This window comes from Natrinema thermotolerans, assembly GCF_031165565.1.
In the GTDB taxonomy this organism is placed as follows: domain Archaea; phylum Halobacteriota; class Halobacteria; order Halobacteriales; family Natrialbaceae; genus Natrinema; species Natrinema thermotolerans.
Genome location: NZ_CP101873.1, coordinates 125123 through 140844, shown reverse-complemented (window position 1 = coordinate 140844; position 15722 = coordinate 125123). Strand labels below are relative to the sequence as shown.

Here is a 15722-nt window from a genome sequence, read left to right as displayed (position 1 = left end):
CCGTTCGGTGCGAGTACGTCCGCGCCGAGTGGTTCCGGGCCCGTCGCTGCTCTGCTCGGCGACGAGGCGCTGCCAACTCGTCGCCGTCGAACCCGCCTGCGGAGCGACTGCGCGAGACGTCGAGTGGCCGGGAGCGCACGGTTGCCCCTCGGTCGATGCTCTGTCGGTGCTTCTCGGTCGCGATCGGACCACCCGTACCGTCGGGGCGAGACGACGATATCACGGCAGGTATTTTATATGAGGAAGTTTAAAATGAACAAGGTATCCCGTCGGAACCGACAGGTCGCGTTTGATCGTCGGTAGCGTCGGTTAGAGTATTCGCATGGAAACCGATATACAGGAGATTAGGCCGGTTGAACTGTCTGATTCGATCGAGTCAGGTGAGGTAACCCTCGTTCTCGGCGCACCATGCGTCGGCAAGTCCCACCACGTAGCGGCCGTCGGACACACCGTCACGCGACTGCCGGCGGCCGCGGCTGTCGACGATGACGAACTGGTGATCGTCGATGACTTCGCGACCGCGATCTGCGATCTGACCGACGAAGCCTGGTCGACGTACGGTGACGAACGCAGCGAGAAATCGTTGCTCACTCGAGCGGGCGGCGCGGCGTTCGTGACCCGACCCCGAAGTTTCGACTGGCTATGCCGGTCCGAGTCGGACGTGTCCGCGGCGTTCGTCGAGGCGGTGGATACCGTTTTGATGGTCAGAACGCCGCCTGCTGCGGGTACCAACGCGATCGAAACGATTCGAGACGCCGTCGCGTCGAGGCGAACGTCCCCACTGGGTGACGAGAGACGGGCCCAGCTCGGATCGCGGATCGCGTATCCGACGTATCGGTTCGAGAGCGACCCACTCCGTGCCCGGTTGGGCTGGTACGACGCAACGGTCACTCCCGCGGCGTTTCTGTCGCTGACTTCCGCCGGATCGACGCCGGTACTCGTCGGTGCGGACGTGCGGCGAATGCTTCAGGACCGAGACGTTTCGATCGAGCCACTCGGCAACGCACTCGTCGACATCGGCCGCCCCCTGGTACCGAGTGGCGACAAACCCGGGCGACGGTTCAACGAGCGGGCCCCGCCCGTCACCGCAGCGGCGTCGCTTATCGCTGCTGCACTGGTCGATGACGCGAACTGGTTTGGGCCGCTCGTCCGGTGTCGACCACTCCCAGCGGCCGCTGAGGCCCTCGAGGCTGCGTTCGACCTCCCGCCGGGTACCGTCGGCTTCCTCCGAACGTTCGCGGCCGAACCCGCGAGGGGAGCGATTCGCGATCGACTCGCGGCTCGAGCCGACGACGAGGCCGCAATCGCCGACTTCCTCGAAGACCGGGCCGAGGCGTTCCGTACTATCGACGCGGTGTTCTCGTCGCTCGAGGCGGTCTCGACATCGCCTGAGACGTACGGTTCGTCGCCGTTGGTCAGTGCCTGGCAGTCGGAGGGGCTCGACGAACTGCGGGCAGCGGCGACGGCGCACGAACTTCCCGATCGGACCGACGGCTCGGACGGGAGCGCCGATCGACCGGGAACGGACCCGCAGTCGGACGTCGACTCCACAGCCCTGCTTGAGGCGCTCGACGGCGGGATCGTGGTCCTCACCGGGACGAAGGCGAGCGGGAAGCGACGACTCGCCTCCCGCGTCGCCGCGGAACTGAGCGACTGGGGGGCGACGATCATGCTCCCCGATCTCCGACGGCCCGATCGGGTTCGCCGCGGGATCGATGCCACGCCCGATGCCGTCGTGGTTGCGACGTACGCGGCAGAACCGGCCCAAATCGTCGGCGACGACGGCGTTCGAGCGATCGTCGACTGGGTCGACGAGGGCGTGTGTACGGGCGCGATACTCATCTGCGATACCAGTAATCGCGACCGGTTCGATGCGAGCTGCGAGCGAGCCGGCTGTGACGAGCGGGAGGCGTGGCTAGACCGCACCGACGTTTCACTCGACGAGCCAGCCGTCCCCGCCGATCGAGACCCAGCGACGATCGCCGAAGACCTACTCGACGCGATGGACTGGAACGAGACCCAAACGCCGTCCCGCGACCCCATCGATGTCGAGCCAGTTGCCGACCAGAGTACGCTCGCGGCCGTTGCTGGCGTCCCGGACAACGCTTTGGACGAGGCGTTCCTCGGTCGGATCGTCGCCGAAACGGTCCACGGGTTCGCGACGACCCACCGGCCGAACGCGGGGTCGCCGTGGCTCGACCTCGTCGACGAACTCGTTCGCGATGTCGGGCGGAATCGGTGCGCCGATTCCGACGAGGCGATACGGTTTCGCGGCGGGGTCTACGGGACCGCGATGGCCGCCATCGCGACCGCGGATCCGACGACCGACGAGTGGATCGGTGCGATCGCACAGCACGCCGTCGCCGCCACGAACGAGACCGCGACTCCGGTGGGACGGGAATCGGTCGGCGGCGACCAAGAACCGTTCGCGACCGCGTTTGCGACGGCACTGGGGAAACTCGCACTCCCCGGGGACGAGACGAGGGTGAACATCGGTGCCGTCGCGTGCGTCGACGAGGCCCTCCACGAGGTCGTTCCGACCGACGGGTCGGACTATTGGCTTCACGTCGTGTACGGACGAACGGTGGGGGAAATCGCCCGCGAGAGCGACGACCCCGCCACGGCCGAAGCTGCCCTCGCCACCATCGAGTCGCACGTCCGACAGCACGCAAACGACATCGACGACCGGGAGACGGCACGTGTACTCGCTGGCAGCTTCGCGTCCATGCTCGGCGCTATCGCGGGCCTCGAGCGGTCTCCCGAGGAACTGCTGGCGTGGACGAACGAGTTGGAGACACGAGTCAGGGAATCGGCCACGCTGATCGTCGATCCGGACGTCCAAACGACGATGCTACAACAGGTCTACGTCGACTCGATCGGACGATGGGCGTTCGAACACGACTGTCCAGCGGATCGGGTCGGCCCCTGGTTCGAGGCGGTCGGTCGGAGTCTGCGCCGAACCGCTGCGCTCGCGGACATCGATGACTCCGACGCGTTCGTCTCCGAGGCGTACGGACAGGCCGTTCACGCCATCGTCGCGGACGGCGACCTCGAGCGGGCCGAACTGTCGTTTGCGGGCTACGACCGGCTTGTCGACGCTGTCGCCGAGTCGGACCGCTCGGACGACGAGTGGGAGAGCCGAGCGGCCCTCCACGCCGACGCCCTCGCAGCGTTCGCCGCCGTTGAGCAGGACAACCACGAGGGCGTCAGGAGCTACCCCTACGGCCACCAGACGATTCCCTCCGAGGACGCTCTCGGATTCACGGACTGGCTCGAGTTGTACGACGACACCGTGACTCGAGGGGCGGCCGCAGACGCGTCCGGAGCGACGCTCGACTCGTATCTGGCAGCGGTTTACAGCGGTGCGCTGTCGGCGCACGTGCGGGGGTTCGACGCCGATTCGTCGACCGGTGTCACGCCTCGCAGCGAGCATACCTGGTGGACGGGGATTACTGACCGACTGACCGTCGCGGCGACGGAGGTAGTCGAAGAGCCGTACTCGTTCCTGACCGAGGTCTACGGCGACGCGGCAGTGGCCTGGGCGAACGAGGGCGACGCCAGCCGCAGTCGCGAGTGGATCGCGTCCCTCGTCGAGTCGTACCGGAGCCGTCGCGACGCGATCGACGAACCAGACCGGACGGCGTGGTTCGAGGCGTTCGCAGCCACGGACGCGGCGATTCTCGCGGCCGTACTCACGCGAACCGATACCGGCGAACGGACGCACGATCGGCTGGTCGAGACGGTGCTGTCACAGATCGAGACGGCGGCGACGGCGGCGGACAATCCGTGCCGGCCGCGGGACTACGCGGTCTCGGTATTCGGCACCGCGCTGGCGCGTGCGGCCGACGCCGAGCGCGACGCGGTCCGGTTCGGGGTCAGCGAAGTAGTGGCGACCGTGATGACGGAGTCGGCGCTCGAGTGGCTCGATGTCGACCGAACGACTTTCCTCGAGCGGATCTACGGCGACGCGTTCGCGGCGGTCGGTCGCGAACACGCCGACGGGACGAACGTGGACGAGTGGCTGGCGGCCGTCGGCGAGCGGACGGAGGTGATGGCGACGAACGCGGCATCCGACGATCCCTCGAGCGTGCTCGTCGCCGTCTCCGCTCGCGCAGTCGCTGCAGCGATCCGCGACGGAGCCGACGCGTGGTGTCGCCGCGTCGACTCGACGCTTCATGGGTGGGCGACGGGCTCGCTCGTCGACGACCCGGAGACGTTTCTGGTAACGGTCTACGCGGCGGCGATCGTCGAAGTCGCAACGGACCACGACACGGAGGTCGCGATGGAGACCTGTCTCGACGCCGTCGACGACTCGATCGCGAGGGCGACCGAGGCGGGACTCGTCCGCTCCGACGAGACACTCGAGCGTACCGTCTCGCGGGCCGCGACCGCACTGTCGACGGGCGACGGCCCGGCGGACGCGACCTCGAGAGAGTCTCTCGGTCGTGCCCTTCGAGCGGCCGACGACCGGTCGGCAACCGACGGGAAGGAGTAGGCGGCGTCGGTCGGGTCGATTCCGAACCAGCGCATCGGAACGTTTAGCAACCGCAAGGCCCCAGCGTAGACCATGGGGCTGTTCGACGCGCTGTTTCGCTCGAGCGAGATCCTCGGCATCGCGGAGGAAACGCTCGAGTTTGCCCTCGAGTCCTCCGAGGAGACTCACCCGAACGAGTACATGGGATTTCTCCGGGGGACCGAGGCCGACCGGTTGGGGCTGGACCGCGAGGGGCTGGTCATCACGGACATCCTCGTGGTGCCCGGCACCGAGTCAAACAGCGTCAGCGCGACGGTCAAGACGAACCAGATTCCCAACGACGTGAAGGCGTTGGGTAGCATCCACTCCCATCCGAACGGCGTCATCAGCCCGAGTAACGCCGATCTGGACACCTTCGGTCGGGGCAGCGTTCACGTCATCATCGGCGCGCCCTACCGCCGGACCGATTGGAAGGCGTTCGATTCGAAGGGCCAGCCGACCGGACTGAACGTGATCGACGTCGACCTGCCCGAGACCGAGGACTTCTTCGATTTCACGCAGGCGGATATCGACGAGGAACTGCGATGACGAGACTCGCCATGCTCGAGACGATGCCACGTACCGGACCGACGACGGGATCGCCACGAAAACCACGTACCGCCGGATCGACCGCGGGGGCGACATGAGCCGGACCGTCATCGCGCAGGGGACCTTCGACATCATCCATCCCGGCCACGTCCACTACCTGGCGGAAGCCGCCGCGATGGGCGACGAACTCTACGTGATCGTCGCCCGCAAGACGAACGTCGATCACAAGGAGAAGCCGATCTGTCCGGCGACCCAGCGCCGGGACGTAGTCGGCGCACTCGAGTCCGTCGACGAGGCGCTGCTGGGCCACGAGGAGGACATCTTCGTCCCCATCGAGGAGATCGACCCCGACGTGATCGCGCTGGGTCACGACCAGCACCACGACGACGAGGCAATCGCGGCCGAACTCGAGCGGCGGGGGATCGACTGCGAGGTGCGCCGTGCGAGCGCCCGAGAGACCGACGACGAGCAACTGCTCTCGACCCGGCTGATTATCGATCGGGTCCTCGAGCGCCGCGGCTGAGCGGCGACGCGGAGATCAGTTCTGACGGATCACGGGCGGCGGGAGCCGCAGCGAATCGACCGTGTGTCCCGTCTCGACGAAGTGGTCGATCGCCTCTTTGGACACCTCTTTTTCGGTGTAGCCGTCGGCGGTGCTGACCTGCCAGTCGCACTCGAGACAGTATTTGCGCATGCGGGAGTCTAGCTGGTACTCGGTCTCAAGGGCGGGAAAGAGCGGTGCAGGAAATCGAAGGGACCGCCCCGCGGTCGGGACGAACACGGCCCGGACGGTGAGACGCCGCGAGCCGGTTGCGGCCGCTACTCGTCTTTGACGCCGGGGTTGGTCACGGCACCGTTGGCCGCGGAGCCAAAGGCCTGCCCGTACTTCGCCAGCACGCCGCTGGTGTACTGGCGGTCGGGCTGTTCCCGGTCCGCGAGTCGCTGCTCGATCTCTTCGTCGGAGAGGTCGACGGAGAGTTCGAGGTCGTCGATGTCGATGGTGATCGTGTCGCCGTCTTCGAGGGCGGCGATGGGACCGCCGGCCGCCGCCTCGGGGGCGACGTGGCCGATAGAGAACCCGCGGGTCGCACCGGAGAAGCGGCCGTCGGTAAAGAGCGCGACGTCCTCGGCGTGGCCCTGGCCGGCCACGGCTGAGGTGACGCCGAGCATCTCGCGCATGCCGGGACCGCCGCGGGGACCCTCGTTGCGGATCCCGATGACGTCGCCGGATTCGACGTTACCCTCCTGGACGTAGGCCATGGCCTCCTCCTCGCGCTCGAAGATCCGGACCGGTCCCTCGTGGTGGAGGTGGTCCTCGCCGGTGATCTTGATGACCGCCCCCTCGGGCGCGAGGTTGCCGGTGAGGATGCGGATGGCGCCGCGCTCGTGGATCGGGTCGTCGACGGTATGCAGGAAGTCGGCGTCGAGATCCGAAATCGCGGGCGGATCGACCCGCTCGATGGCCTCGGCCATCGTCTCGCCGGTGACCGTCAGCGCGTCGCCGTGGAGCAGGTCGGCCTCGAGCAGTTCGCGCAGGACGACCGGCACGCCGCCGACCTCGTGGAGGTCGTTCATCACGCGCTTGCCGCCGGGCTGGAGGTTGGCGATCTTCGGCGTGCGGGCGCTGATCTCGTTGAACGTCTCGATGTCTAAGTCGACGCCGGCCTCGGCGGCCATCGCCAGCAGGTGGAGGACGGCGTTGGTCGAGCCGCCGACAGCGACCTGCAGGGCGATCGCGTTCTCGAAGGAGGCCTCGCTGAGGAAGTCGGAGGGTTTCCGCCCCGCTTCGACGGCTTCGACGGCGATCTCGCCGGCCTCGCGGGCGACCTCGTAGCGCGACTCGGCTTCGGCGGGCGGGCTGGCGCTACCAAGCGGTGCGAAGCCGATCGCCTCGGAGATCGAGGCCATCGTGTTGGCGGTGAACATGCCGCCACACGAGCCCGCGCCGGGGCAGGCGTTGCGCTCCATCTCGTCGAGTTCGTCCGGGCTCATCTCGCCGTCGGCGACGGCACCGACGCCCTCGAAGAGGTTCTGGACGGTGATCTCCCGGCCCTCGTGTTCGCCGGGCATGATCGAGCCGCCGTAGAGGAAGACGCTGGGGAGATCCGTTCGAATGGCGGCCATCATCATTCCGGGCATGTTCTTGTCACAGCCGCCGATCGTGACCAGCCCGTCCATGCGCTCGCCGAACGACACCAGTTCGACGGAGTCGGCGATCACTTCCCGGGAGATCAGCGAGGCCTTCATCCCCTCGGTCCCCATCGAGATGGCGTCCGAGATCGTGATCGTTCCGAACTCGATCGGCATCCCGCCGGTGTCGTCGACGCCCTCGAGGGCGGCGTCGGCGACGTCATCCAGATGGACGTTACACGGCGTGATGTCGGCCGCGGGGTTTGGAACGCCGATCATCGGCGCGCCGAAGTCCTCGTCGTCGAACCCCATCGCACGGAACATCGCGCGGTGTGGGGCCTTGTCCGCGCCCTCGGTCACCTCGCGACTACGTAACTCCTCGTCCTTGCCGTAGTCGAATTCGGTATCGCTGCTCATGGTCTCACGTCGCATCGAAACGGTATAAGTTACCCTTTCTCGGCCAATGGTTCGGAAACTCGGAAAAAGCCGAATACGTTCGTCCGCGAGGCCAACGGCTGCGAGCAGCGACGGACCGGAACCGACGCAGGGACTCACGCGCTCAAAAGGATAGGAGCCGCTGAAACGATTGACACACTGATCGCAGCGCTGTCGTGTGATCAGGTGTGCAATGACTTTCAGCGGCAACTATAGTCCCGCGTCGGCGACCGTCATGGCAGGACGTACTCGAGGTCGCCGACCGGATACGTCAGGAACAGTCCCGCGTAGTCGACCCGCTCCTGCCGACGGGACAGGTCGGATCGTAGACGACCGTTTCCTCGCGGCGCAGCCGCAGGGAGAGGTCGGCCTCGTCACAGGCTGGCACGATTACCGAGGCGTCGGGACGCGCCATCGTGGAAGCGTGTCCGCGGAATCGGTATCGGCTGTGTCCCGCTGCCCTCGAGTCCACGGTCCCGTCGAGTGGTCCGTCAGAGCCATCGTCAGGCGTTGCCACCGTCGAAACCCCCTTGCCGGGGGGCTCCGTAGCGAGGCCACGATCATGCCGAGCGCGACCGTCAGCACCGGGGCGCGACTCCACGTCGGCTTCCAGAACCTGTCGCTTGCCCGCGGGCGGCTCTACGGGGGCATCGGCGTCGGGCTCGCGGAGCCGCGGGCGACCGTCACCGCCGAGCCCGCCACCGAGGTCGCGACCGACGACCCGCTGGTCGGAGAGTACGCCCGCCGTGCCGTCGACGTGCTGGACCTTCCCGGCGTCGCGGTGGCACTCGAGGAGCGGCTGCCGCGCCACGTCGGCCTCGGGAGCGGCACCCAACTCGCGCTGGCAGTGCTGACGGCGACGGCACGGGCCCACGGACTCGAGCCGCGGGTCCGCGAGAACGCGCCCGCGATGGGGCGGGGCGGCCGCAGCGGCGTCGGCGTCGCGACCTTCGAGAGTGGCGGGTTCGTCGTCGACGCCGGCCACCCGACGAACCGCTTTACCACGGAGCCGCCGGCGGAGGGTGACTGGACGGTGCCGCCAGTCGTCGCCCGCCACGACCTGCCCGATGACTGGCGCTTTCTGGTCGTCGTCCCCGACGCCGAGCCCGGCCGCAGCGGCGACGACGAGGACGAGAGCATGCGCGCGGTCGTCGAGCGGGCCGACCCCGCGATCGCCGACGAGATCGCCGGCGTCGTCACCCGGAAACTGCTGCCCGCCGCGGCCGGCGGCAGCCTCGAGCCCTTCGGCGAGGCCGTCGCCGAGATCGGCCGCAAGAACGGTGCCTGGTACGCCGACGCACAGGGCGGGGTCTTCCGGCCGCCCGCGGGCGAACTCGTCGACGCGCTCGAGGACTGCCCGGTCCTCTCGGGCGTCGGCCAGTCCTCGTGGGGCCCGGTCGTCTACGGCGTGACCGATACCCCCCACGCCGGGGAGGCTGCGGCCGCGGCTCGGGACGCGCTCGCGGACCGCGGGCTCGAGGGTCGCGTGATCCTCGCCGAAGCGGCCGAGAGTGGGGCTCGAGTCGAGACGGATGTCGGTCGCCGATAGTGATGGAGATATTGTCACCGCGAGCGAACGAAACCGCGGCGCTACGCGCTGCGGTAAGACGAGCGGCCGACGGCCGCGAGTCAATGAGCGAGCGGGCCGACGACCGACCTGAAGCGAGTGAAACGAGCGACGCGAGGGAGCGGAGCGCAAACGGTCGGCCGCAACCGGTAAAGGGACGCGAGCGAACGACCCCGTATGAAACGGATGCCGCTGGGCGTCTCGCGGCTCGATCGGATGATCGGTGGCGGCGCGCCAACCGGCAGCGTCGTCTTACTGGCCGGCGAGTCCGGTGCCGGCGCGCGGGAGTTCTGCTACACCAGCGCCGTGCTGAACGGGCTCGTCGAGGCCGACCCCGATCTCTTCGACCTCTACTACGGCGACCTCGCATCCGACGTGACCCTCCCCGAGGACGTCCACTACGTCTCGTTTACCGACGAACCGAGCGCCGTCGTCGACGAGATGCAGTTCGTCATGGACGAGGCCCTCGTCGACGCGGGGATGGACGACGTCCGGTTCGTCGAACTCGCCGAGGAGTACTTCCAGCTGACGCCGGTGCCGACCGACTGGTACGCCGACGGGATGGCCGACATCACCGAACTCGGCAGCCACAACGAACGTACTGACGTCCTCGAGGCGCTGGGCGAGTACCTGACCGACCACGCTACCGACAACCTCGTTGTGATCGACTCGCTCACCGATCTCGTGGCGGCGGCCGATGATCGGCTGAACTGGTCGGACCTGACCGTCCTGCTGAAGGGACTCAAACGCGCCTCACATCGCTGGGGCGGCGTCATCCTCCTGCTGGTCAACGCCGAACTGCTGGGGCCGACGGAACTCGGCCGGCTCAAGGAGGCTACCGACGGCACGCTGCTGTTCGAGTGGGAAAGCGGCGGCTCCGAACGCGCCCGCACCCTCGTCGTCGAGCAGTTCCGGGGCGTCCTCTCCCGGCTCGAGGACGAGGACATCGTCCGCTTCGAGACGGAGATCCACGACGGCGGCTTCGACATCAGCAACGTCCGCAAGATCAGGTGACCGGCGGCGCGGCTCCCCCTCGAGTTCGGACCAACGCTTATACGCTCGATATCCCAAGTACGGACAGATGTCCAGCCGAAACCACGATGAGCGCGCCGTTTCCTTTGCCGTCCCCGACGAGGCCGATGACTGGCTGGCCGACGAAGCCGCCCGGCGCGGCGAGAGTCGTGACGAGATCTGTCGGCGGCTGGTGACCGCTGCGGCCGCGGTCGCGACCGACGACGACCCGACGCCGACGGCCGAATCGACCGACTCGGCAGTGGCGACGCACAACGACGACACCGGCCCCGAGACCGGCGGTGAGTCCGATGACTGACGACACCGGAGACGACGAGAGCGAGTTCGAGACGGATGCCGGAGCTGAATCCGCGGACGGAGACGCCGGAATCGAGATCACTCACGACGCGGACGCGGCTCCGCTCGAGTCCGACGATTCCGAATCGGACGACCATGCCGATCCTCCCGATGACCTCGCCTCGACCGTCGCGGAACCGGACGACAGCGCCTCTGAGACGACCGAGTTCGACGACCTATTCGATCGGCAGGACACCGCCGATATCGACGCCGACCGACTCTGGGAGCAACTCGAGGGCGACAATCTGCCGGCACCGACGGACGCGGACGACAGCGAGGTCCGCGAGGTCGACAAGCGAGCCTACTGTCAGGGGTGTGAATACCTCACCGAGCCGCCCGACGTCGCCTGCACCCACGCGGACGCCGAGATCCTGGCGGTGCCGACGATCGAGACGGTCCGGGTCGCGGACTGTCCGTTCGTCCTCGCGGACGAGGCGGGCGACCGGGAGCGGTGACCCGCCGATCTCGAGTGTTTTTGCCGCTCGGGCACGTACCGGCCGGGTATGCAATTCTGCGACGACTGCGGCTCGATGATGAAGGCTCGCGGTGACCGCATGGTCTGTACGAACGACGACTGCGGGGCCTCGAGCGAACGCGACCGCGAGCAGGAAGACGCCTTCGTCACGACGGAGTCCCAGACCGACGACGACGTGATCGAATCCGACGAGAACGCCAACTTCGAGGGGAAACCGAAGGCAAACGACGTGATCTGTGACGAGTGCGGTGCCGAAGAAGCGTGGTACACGCTCAAACAGACCGCGTCGGCCGACGAGCCGCCGACGCGCTTTTTCAAGTGTACCGAGTGCGGGAATCGGTGGCGGGAGTACAACTGACGACGCTACCGGGTCCGTTCGGCGTTTCTGACTGGATTATCGTGCTAATCGACACCAATGGGCAAGGAATAAGCGCCGGTCCCCCGTATCGGTCGTATGGATGCGCTCGAGCGGCCGACGTTTAATTCCGAGGCCAGCCGGCGTCTCTACGAGTACGTCGAGCGCCACGGGACCGTCGAACGGCACAAACTGCGCGAGATCGTCTCCCTCCCGGTCGAGGAGTTCCAGACCCGTCTCGAGGAGCTAAAGCAGGACGGCTATCTCGCGGAGGACGGCGGGACCCTCCGACTCGCGCTCGAGTTCGGGGCCGTCGAGAAACACGAGTTGGACGAGTTCACCGTCACCGTCCGCCCCGCCAGACAGGACGACTTCGACGGGCTGGTCGAGACGATCAGGGACGTCACGGCCGAGGAGACCTACGTCGTCGCCGAGACGGTCGCCGAGCAACTGCTCTCCGACGACACCGTCACAAGACACACCGCGATCGAGACCCGCCAGTTCTTCGTCGCGACCGTCGACGGCGCGGTCGTCGGCTGGACGCACCTCGATCTCCACCGGCTCGAGCCGGTCCGGGAGGTCGCCCAGCAGACCGTCGGCGTCCGCGAGGCCTACCGGGGCCACGGAATCGGGAGTACCCTCCTGCAACGCGGGATCGAGTGGGCCGAGGCCAACGGCTACCGGAAGCTCTACAACAGCGTCCCCGTCGTCAACGACACCGCGCTCGAGTTCCTGACCGTCCACGGCTGGGACACCGAGGCGATCCGCAAGGACCACTACACGATCGACGGCGAGTACGTCGATGAGGCGATGATGGCCTACGAGTTGTAGCGGCGTCGATCCGGGCGGACCGCGGCCGCCGACGGCGGGCGCAACGTTCACGTCGGTCCGGACGAATCGACCGGTAGACGAATGTCCGACGGGCCCCGGCTGCCGGGCGTCGAGCGCGAGGCCGACGAGGACCGGATCGTCTGTCACGTCGACGCCGACTGTTTCTACGCCTCCTGCGAGCGGCTGCGCGAGCCCGAACTCCGGGGCGAGCCGGTCGTCGTCGGCATGGGGTACGAACCCGGCGAGACCGTCGGTGCCGTCGCCACCGCCAGCTACGAGGCCCGCGAGTTCGGCGTCGAGAGCGCCCAAGCGATTTCGACGGCCCTCGAGCGGTTGCCCAGACGCGCGGCGCACGAGGTCGGCGACCTCGACGGGGGGACGGACCGCGAGGAGACCGGCCACTACCGCCCCGTCGACATGGACTACTACGAGTCGGTCGCGGCCGACGTCCGGGAGATCCTCCACGACTGCGCGGACGTGGTCCGGGAGGTCAGCATCGACGAGGCCTACCTCGACGTGACCGAGCGGACGGCGTGGGAGGTCGCCGACGGCTTCGCCCGGCATATCAAGGACCGCATCCGCCGGGAAGTCGGCGTGGCCGTCAGCGTCGGCGTCGCGCCGACGATGAGTACGGCCAAGATCGCCAGCGACTTCGACAAACCCGACGGCCTCACCGTCGTCCGACCCGACGAGATCCGCGAGTTTCTCGCCCCGCTCGCGGTCGACCTGCTGCACGGCGTCGGCCCGGTAACGGCCCGCGAGCTTCGGGAGATGGGCCTCGAGACGGCCGGCGACGTGGCGGCGGCCGACCCGGAGCCGCTGGTCGAGCGGTTCGGCGAGCGCGGCCGAGAACTGTACGACCGCGCACGCGGCGACGACGACCGCCGCGTCGAGCCCAAGGGCGACCCCAAGAGCTTCTCGCGGGAGTCGGCCTTCGCCGAGGCCGTCGCGGAACCCGAGCCGAAGTACGACCAGATCGAGACGCTCGCGGCCGCCGTCGCCGACCGCGCCCGCCGGGAGGGTGCGCTGTACCGAACCATCGGCGTCAAGGCGGTCACGCCGCCGTACGACGTGAACACGCGCGAGCGATCCCTCCCCGGCCCCGTCGACGACCCCGAACTGGTCGACCGCGTCGCGCGCGATCTCTTCACCGAGTTCGAGTCCGAACCCGTCCGCAAGGTCGGCGTCCGCGTCGCCAACCTCGAGTTCGCGGCCGCCGATCAGGCCAGCCTCGAGAGTTGGGAAGGGGGCGGGAACGATGCCGACGGGGGGTCGAACCTCGAGCCGACCGACGACGAATCAACTGCCGACACAACCGACGACGAGCCGGAACCGGGGGCGCTCGGCGGCGATCGCTCGAGCGGACAGTCGTCGCTCGCGGACTTCTCGTGACTGCCCGTCCGCGTCCGATCCGACCGGCGGCGGCCACAACGCACTCGGCGCTCGAGACCGAGCCTCCGCTCGGATCGGCAATAACATTGAAACTATAACCCCTCCCCCACAACTCGGGGACAGACTACACTTCCCTACGCTCATATGACAGAGGACTTCTACGATCTGCTCGAGATCTCGCCCGACGCCGATCAGGACGAGATCAAGGACGCCTACCGCGAGCAGGTCCGTGTCTATCATCCTGACGTGAACGACGACGACCGCGCACAGGCGCAGTTCACCGCAGTCAAGACCGCCTACGACATCCTCGGCGATCCCGTCGAACGACAGGCCTACGACCGACTGGGCCACGAGGACTACGTCGCCAAACGGACCAGCGGCCTCCCCTCACCCGACGTCTGGCAGAGCGACGACGGCGACGACGAGGGAACGGAGGTGAGCTACTCGGAGTCGGAGACGGCCTCCGCGTCGGCGTCGGCCGCCGGCGCGTCGGCGGCCGGCTCCGCGAGCAGTAGCGCCGGGACCTCGAGTCACGGTTCGACGTCGACCTCGAGCGCCGGTACGAGTGCCACTAGCTCGGCCGCCGGAACCGGTGGCGCTGCCTCGAGTACGGACACGTCAGCAGCCGGCGCGACGGCCGACGCCTCGAGTGCGACCGCCACCGGAACCGCGACGGGGACCGGCGGCGGGACGGGTTCGGGAACGAGCAGTCGGACCGGCGGATCGGGTAACACTGCCGGCGGTACCGATCGATCACAGACGACCGACAGTGACGACGGGTCGACGGCCAATCCGATCGCCCGCTGGTGGCGGCGACGGAACGTCTCGCTGCCGCTGCTCTGGCTGTCGGTGATCGTCTACGCCGCCGGCCTCGTCCAGTTCGCGCTCGCGAACGAGGGCGCGCTTCGCTCGCTCCGGGCCGAACTGGCCGGGATCGGTGCCGACCCGCAAGGGCTCTGGACCGCGCTCTCGGCCGACCGTGGGGGCGTCGAGACGACCGTCGCGTTCATGCGCGGTCTCGAGGTCGTGACCCCGCCCCTCGAGCGGCCGCTGTGGTACGGCGCGCTGGTGGGCGTCGTCGCCCTCGCCGCCCTCGGACTGCTCGTCTCCCGGGTCGTCCGCCGGGAGGAGACCTGGGGACCGGTGACGATCGACGAGACGATCGTCGTCGCGCTGTCGGTGGCGGTGCCGACGACGCTGATCGGCGGCCCGCTGCTTGCCGGTGCGGTCCTCATGCCGCTGCTGTTCGGCGTCGTCGTCCGACACACGCGACGCGGCCCGGGGTGGACGCCGTCGTATCTCTACGTCCTGCCCGTCCTCGCGCCGCTCGCGGCCGTCGGCGCGGCGGCAGCGGGCGTCGCCAGCCTCCCGCTCGACATCGCGGCGGTCGTCGTCCTACCGTTGCTCGGCGGGCTGGGGCTGCCGTTGCGAGCGACGATCAGGAAACGGTTCGGGCGCTGATTGACCGACGGAATCCCCCGCGGCCCGTGTCCGTCGCGACGGCGTGTACGCTACCGAACCGTTGAAATGCGGCAGATGCCAAACGTCCGCATGGCCAAATACTCGACCGGTTCGTCCGGCGGTGGCGGCGGGACGAACTGCGAACTCTGTGGTACCGAGAGCGACTCGCTGACGCTCGCGTCGGTCGCCGGCGCGGAACTCGAGGTCTGTCCTGACTGCGCGCCACACGACGATTCGAAGGCCCACGGCGGGGGAGACCGAAAGCGAAGCGAGCAGGACGCGGGCTCGACCGACGAACCGAACCGCAAGCGGAAGGCGGCCCAGAACGTCGCGAAGGCCAATCCGGTCTGGGACGGCGACTCCGAACACTGGGAGAGCGAGGGTACCAACTACGACGACGACCCCCTTCCCTACCTCGTCTCGGACTACGGCGAGGCCCTCGTCGAGGCCCGACGGGAGGCCGGCCTCCAGCGCGAGGAACTCGCCGAGGAACTCGGCGCACCCGAGAAGGACATCCTCGCGGTCGAACAGGGTCGAGCGACCCAGGCCGGCGTCGGCGGCGGCCTGATCGACGCCCTCGAGGAGCGACTGGACGTGACGCTCGCGGAGTAAGCGACCGGTAGTTTTTCTCGCGTCGGGCGACGGT

General features: G+C 68.2%; 15 protein-coding genes. 12 read left to right on the top strand and 3 right to left on the bottom strand.

Annotation, left to right across the window (positions count from 1 at the left end):
* Positions 1 to 322 precede the first annotated feature (322 nt).
* The 3 genes from NP511_RS00730 to NP511_RS00720 all read left to right on the top strand — a co-directional run bounded on the left by NP511_RS00730 (position 323) and on the right by NP511_RS00720 (position 5585).
* Positions 323 to 4495, top strand: coding sequence for a hypothetical protein (locus NP511_RS00730; RefSeq protein WP_049966749.1), 4173 nt, complete (start codon positions 323 to 325; stop codon positions 4493 to 4495).
* A gap of 72 nt (positions 4496 to 4567) precedes the next feature.
* Positions 4568 to 5062: a Mov34/MPN/PAD-1 family protein gene (locus tag NP511_RS00725; protein WP_049966748.1), complete on the top strand. Its 495-nt coding sequence runs from the start codon at positions 4568 to 4570 to the stop codon at positions 5060 to 5062.
* Between the two features lie 94 nt (positions 5063 to 5156).
* Positions 5157 to 5585 carry an FAD synthase family protein gene (locus NP511_RS00720; RefSeq protein WP_049966747.1) on the top strand — a complete coding sequence of 143 codons (429 nt, stop codon included), beginning with the start codon at positions 5157 to 5159 and terminating at the stop codon, positions 5583 to 5585.
* A 15-nt stretch (positions 5586 to 5600) separates the two neighbouring features.
* Here the strand turns inward: NP511_RS00720 and NP511_RS00715 are convergent, their stop codons facing one another.
* The 3 genes from NP511_RS00715 to NP511_RS00705 form a co-directional block, all read right to left on the bottom strand.
* Entirely contained in the window at positions 5601 to 5756 is a 156-nt protein-coding gene (locus NP511_RS00715; protein WP_162834903.1) for a hypothetical protein, read from the bottom strand.
* A gap of 125 nt (positions 5757 to 5881) precedes the next feature.
* Positions 5882 to 7609, bottom strand: a complete 1728-nt coding sequence (ilvD, locus tag NP511_RS00710) for a dihydroxy-acid dehydratase (RefSeq protein ID WP_049966746.1) — start codon at positions 7607 to 7609, stop codon at positions 5882 to 5884.
* A gap of 289 nt (positions 7610 to 7898) precedes the next feature.
* Positions 7899 to 8042, bottom strand: a complete 144-nt coding sequence (locus tag NP511_RS00705) for a hypothetical protein (protein ID WP_158413764.1) — start codon at positions 8040 to 8042, stop codon at positions 7899 to 7901.
* A gap of 147 nt (positions 8043 to 8189) precedes the next feature.
* Here NP511_RS00705 and NP511_RS00700 point away from each other — a divergent pair, with 147 nt between their 5' ends.
* From NP511_RS00700 to NP511_RS00660, 9 genes are all read left to right on the top strand, one after another.
* Positions 8190 to 9176 carry a beta-ribofuranosylaminobenzene 5'-phosphate synthase family protein gene (locus NP511_RS00700; protein WP_049966745.1) on the top strand — a complete coding sequence of 329 codons (987 nt, stop codon included), beginning with the start codon at positions 8190 to 8192 and terminating at the stop codon, positions 9174 to 9176.
* 195 nt (positions 9177 to 9371) lie between these two features.
* On the top strand, positions 9372 to 10208 hold the full coding sequence (locus NP511_RS00695; protein ID WP_049966744.1) for an RAD55 family ATPase: 837 nt from the start codon (positions 9372 to 9374) through the stop codon (positions 10206 to 10208).
* Positions 10209 to 10275: 67 nt separating this feature from the next.
* Positions 10276 to 10524, top strand: a complete 249-nt coding sequence (locus NP511_RS00690; RefSeq protein WP_049966743.1) for a hypothetical protein — start codon at positions 10276 to 10278, stop codon at positions 10522 to 10524.
* Positions 10517 to 11017: a DUF8135 domain-containing protein gene (locus tag NP511_RS00685; protein WP_049966742.1), complete on the top strand. Its 501-nt coding sequence runs from the start codon at positions 10517 to 10519 to the stop codon at positions 11015 to 11017. Before NP511_RS00690 ends, NP511_RS00685 begins: the two co-directional genes overlap by 8 nt.
* A gap of 48 nt (positions 11018 to 11065) precedes the next feature.
* Positions 11066 to 11395, top strand: a complete 330-nt coding sequence (locus tag NP511_RS00680; RefSeq protein ID WP_006180664.1) for a transcription factor S — start codon at positions 11066 to 11068, stop codon at positions 11393 to 11395.
* Between the two features lie 96 nt (positions 11396 to 11491).
* Positions 11492 to 12223 carry a GNAT family N-acetyltransferase gene (locus tag NP511_RS00675; protein ID WP_049966741.1) on the top strand — a complete coding sequence of 244 codons (732 nt, stop codon included), beginning with the start codon at positions 11492 to 11494 and terminating at the stop codon, positions 12221 to 12223.
* Between the two features lie 81 nt (positions 12224 to 12304).
* Positions 12305 to 13615 (top strand): DNA polymerase Y family protein, encoded by a 1311-nt coding sequence (locus NP511_RS00670; RefSeq protein ID WP_049966740.1) that lies wholly within the window; start codon positions 12305 to 12307, stop codon positions 13613 to 13615.
* A 144-nt stretch (positions 13616 to 13759) separates the two neighbouring features.
* A complete protein-coding gene (locus NP511_RS00665) occupies positions 13760 to 15076 on the top strand; it encodes a J domain-containing protein (protein ID WP_049966739.1) in 1317 nt (438 codons plus the stop codon).
* A gap of 90 nt (positions 15077 to 15166) precedes the next feature.
* A complete protein-coding gene (locus tag NP511_RS00660; protein WP_049905944.1) occupies positions 15167 to 15688 on the top strand; it encodes a helix-turn-helix domain-containing protein in 522 nt (173 codons plus the stop codon).
* Positions 15689 to 15722 lie beyond the last annotated feature (34 nt).

What these genes read in the sequence shown, in the direction of transcription:
- NP511_RS00715 (WP_162834903.1), bottom strand. Translation starts at nt 5,756, where the DNA reads ATGCGCAAATACTGTCTCGAGTGCGACTGGCAGGTCAGCACCGCCGAC.
- ilvD (WP_049966746.1), bottom strand. Translation starts at nt 7,609, where the DNA reads ATGAGCAGCGATACCGAATTCGACTACGGCAAGGACGAGGAGTTACGT.
- NP511_RS00705 (WP_158413764.1), bottom strand. Translation starts at nt 8,042, where the DNA reads ATGGCGCGTCCCGACGCCTCGGTAATCGTGCCAGCCTGTGACGAGGCC.
- NP511_RS00720 (WP_049966747.1), top strand. Translation starts at nt 5,157, where the DNA reads ATGAGCCGGACCGTCATCGCGCAGGGGACCTTCGACATCATCCATCCC.
- NP511_RS00670 (WP_049966740.1), top strand. Translation starts at nt 12,305, where the DNA reads ATGTCCGACGGGCCCCGGCTGCCGGGCGTCGAGCGCGAGGCCGACGAG.
- NP511_RS00675 (WP_049966741.1), top strand. Translation starts at nt 11,492, where the DNA reads ATGGATGCGCTCGAGCGGCCGACGTTTAATTCCGAGGCCAGCCGGCGT.
- NP511_RS00695 (WP_049966744.1), top strand. Translation starts at nt 9,372, where the DNA reads ATGAAACGGATGCCGCTGGGCGTCTCGCGGCTCGATCGGATGATCGGT.
- NP511_RS00660 (WP_049905944.1), top strand. Translation starts at nt 15,167, where the DNA reads ATGGCCAAATACTCGACCGGTTCGTCCGGCGGTGGCGGCGGGACGAAC.
- NP511_RS00700 (WP_049966745.1), top strand. Translation starts at nt 8,190, where the DNA reads ATGCCGAGCGCGACCGTCAGCACCGGGGCGCGACTCCACGTCGGCTTC.
- NP511_RS00730 (WP_049966749.1), top strand. Translation starts at nt 323, where the DNA reads ATGGAAACCGATATACAGGAGATTAGGCCGGTTGAACTGTCTGATTCG.
- NP511_RS00685 (WP_049966742.1), top strand. Translation starts at nt 10,517, where the DNA reads ATGACTGACGACACCGGAGACGACGAGAGCGAGTTCGAGACGGATGCC.
- NP511_RS00680 (WP_006180664.1), top strand. Translation starts at nt 11,066, where the DNA reads ATGCAATTCTGCGACGACTGCGGCTCGATGATGAAGGCTCGCGGTGAC.
- NP511_RS00725 (WP_049966748.1), top strand. Translation starts at nt 4,568, where the DNA reads ATGGGGCTGTTCGACGCGCTGTTTCGCTCGAGCGAGATCCTCGGCATC.
- NP511_RS00690 (WP_049966743.1), top strand. Translation starts at nt 10,276, where the DNA reads ATGTCCAGCCGAAACCACGATGAGCGCGCCGTTTCCTTTGCCGTCCCC.
- NP511_RS00665 (WP_049966739.1), top strand. Translation starts at nt 13,760, where the DNA reads ATGACAGAGGACTTCTACGATCTGCTCGAGATCTCGCCCGACGCCGAT.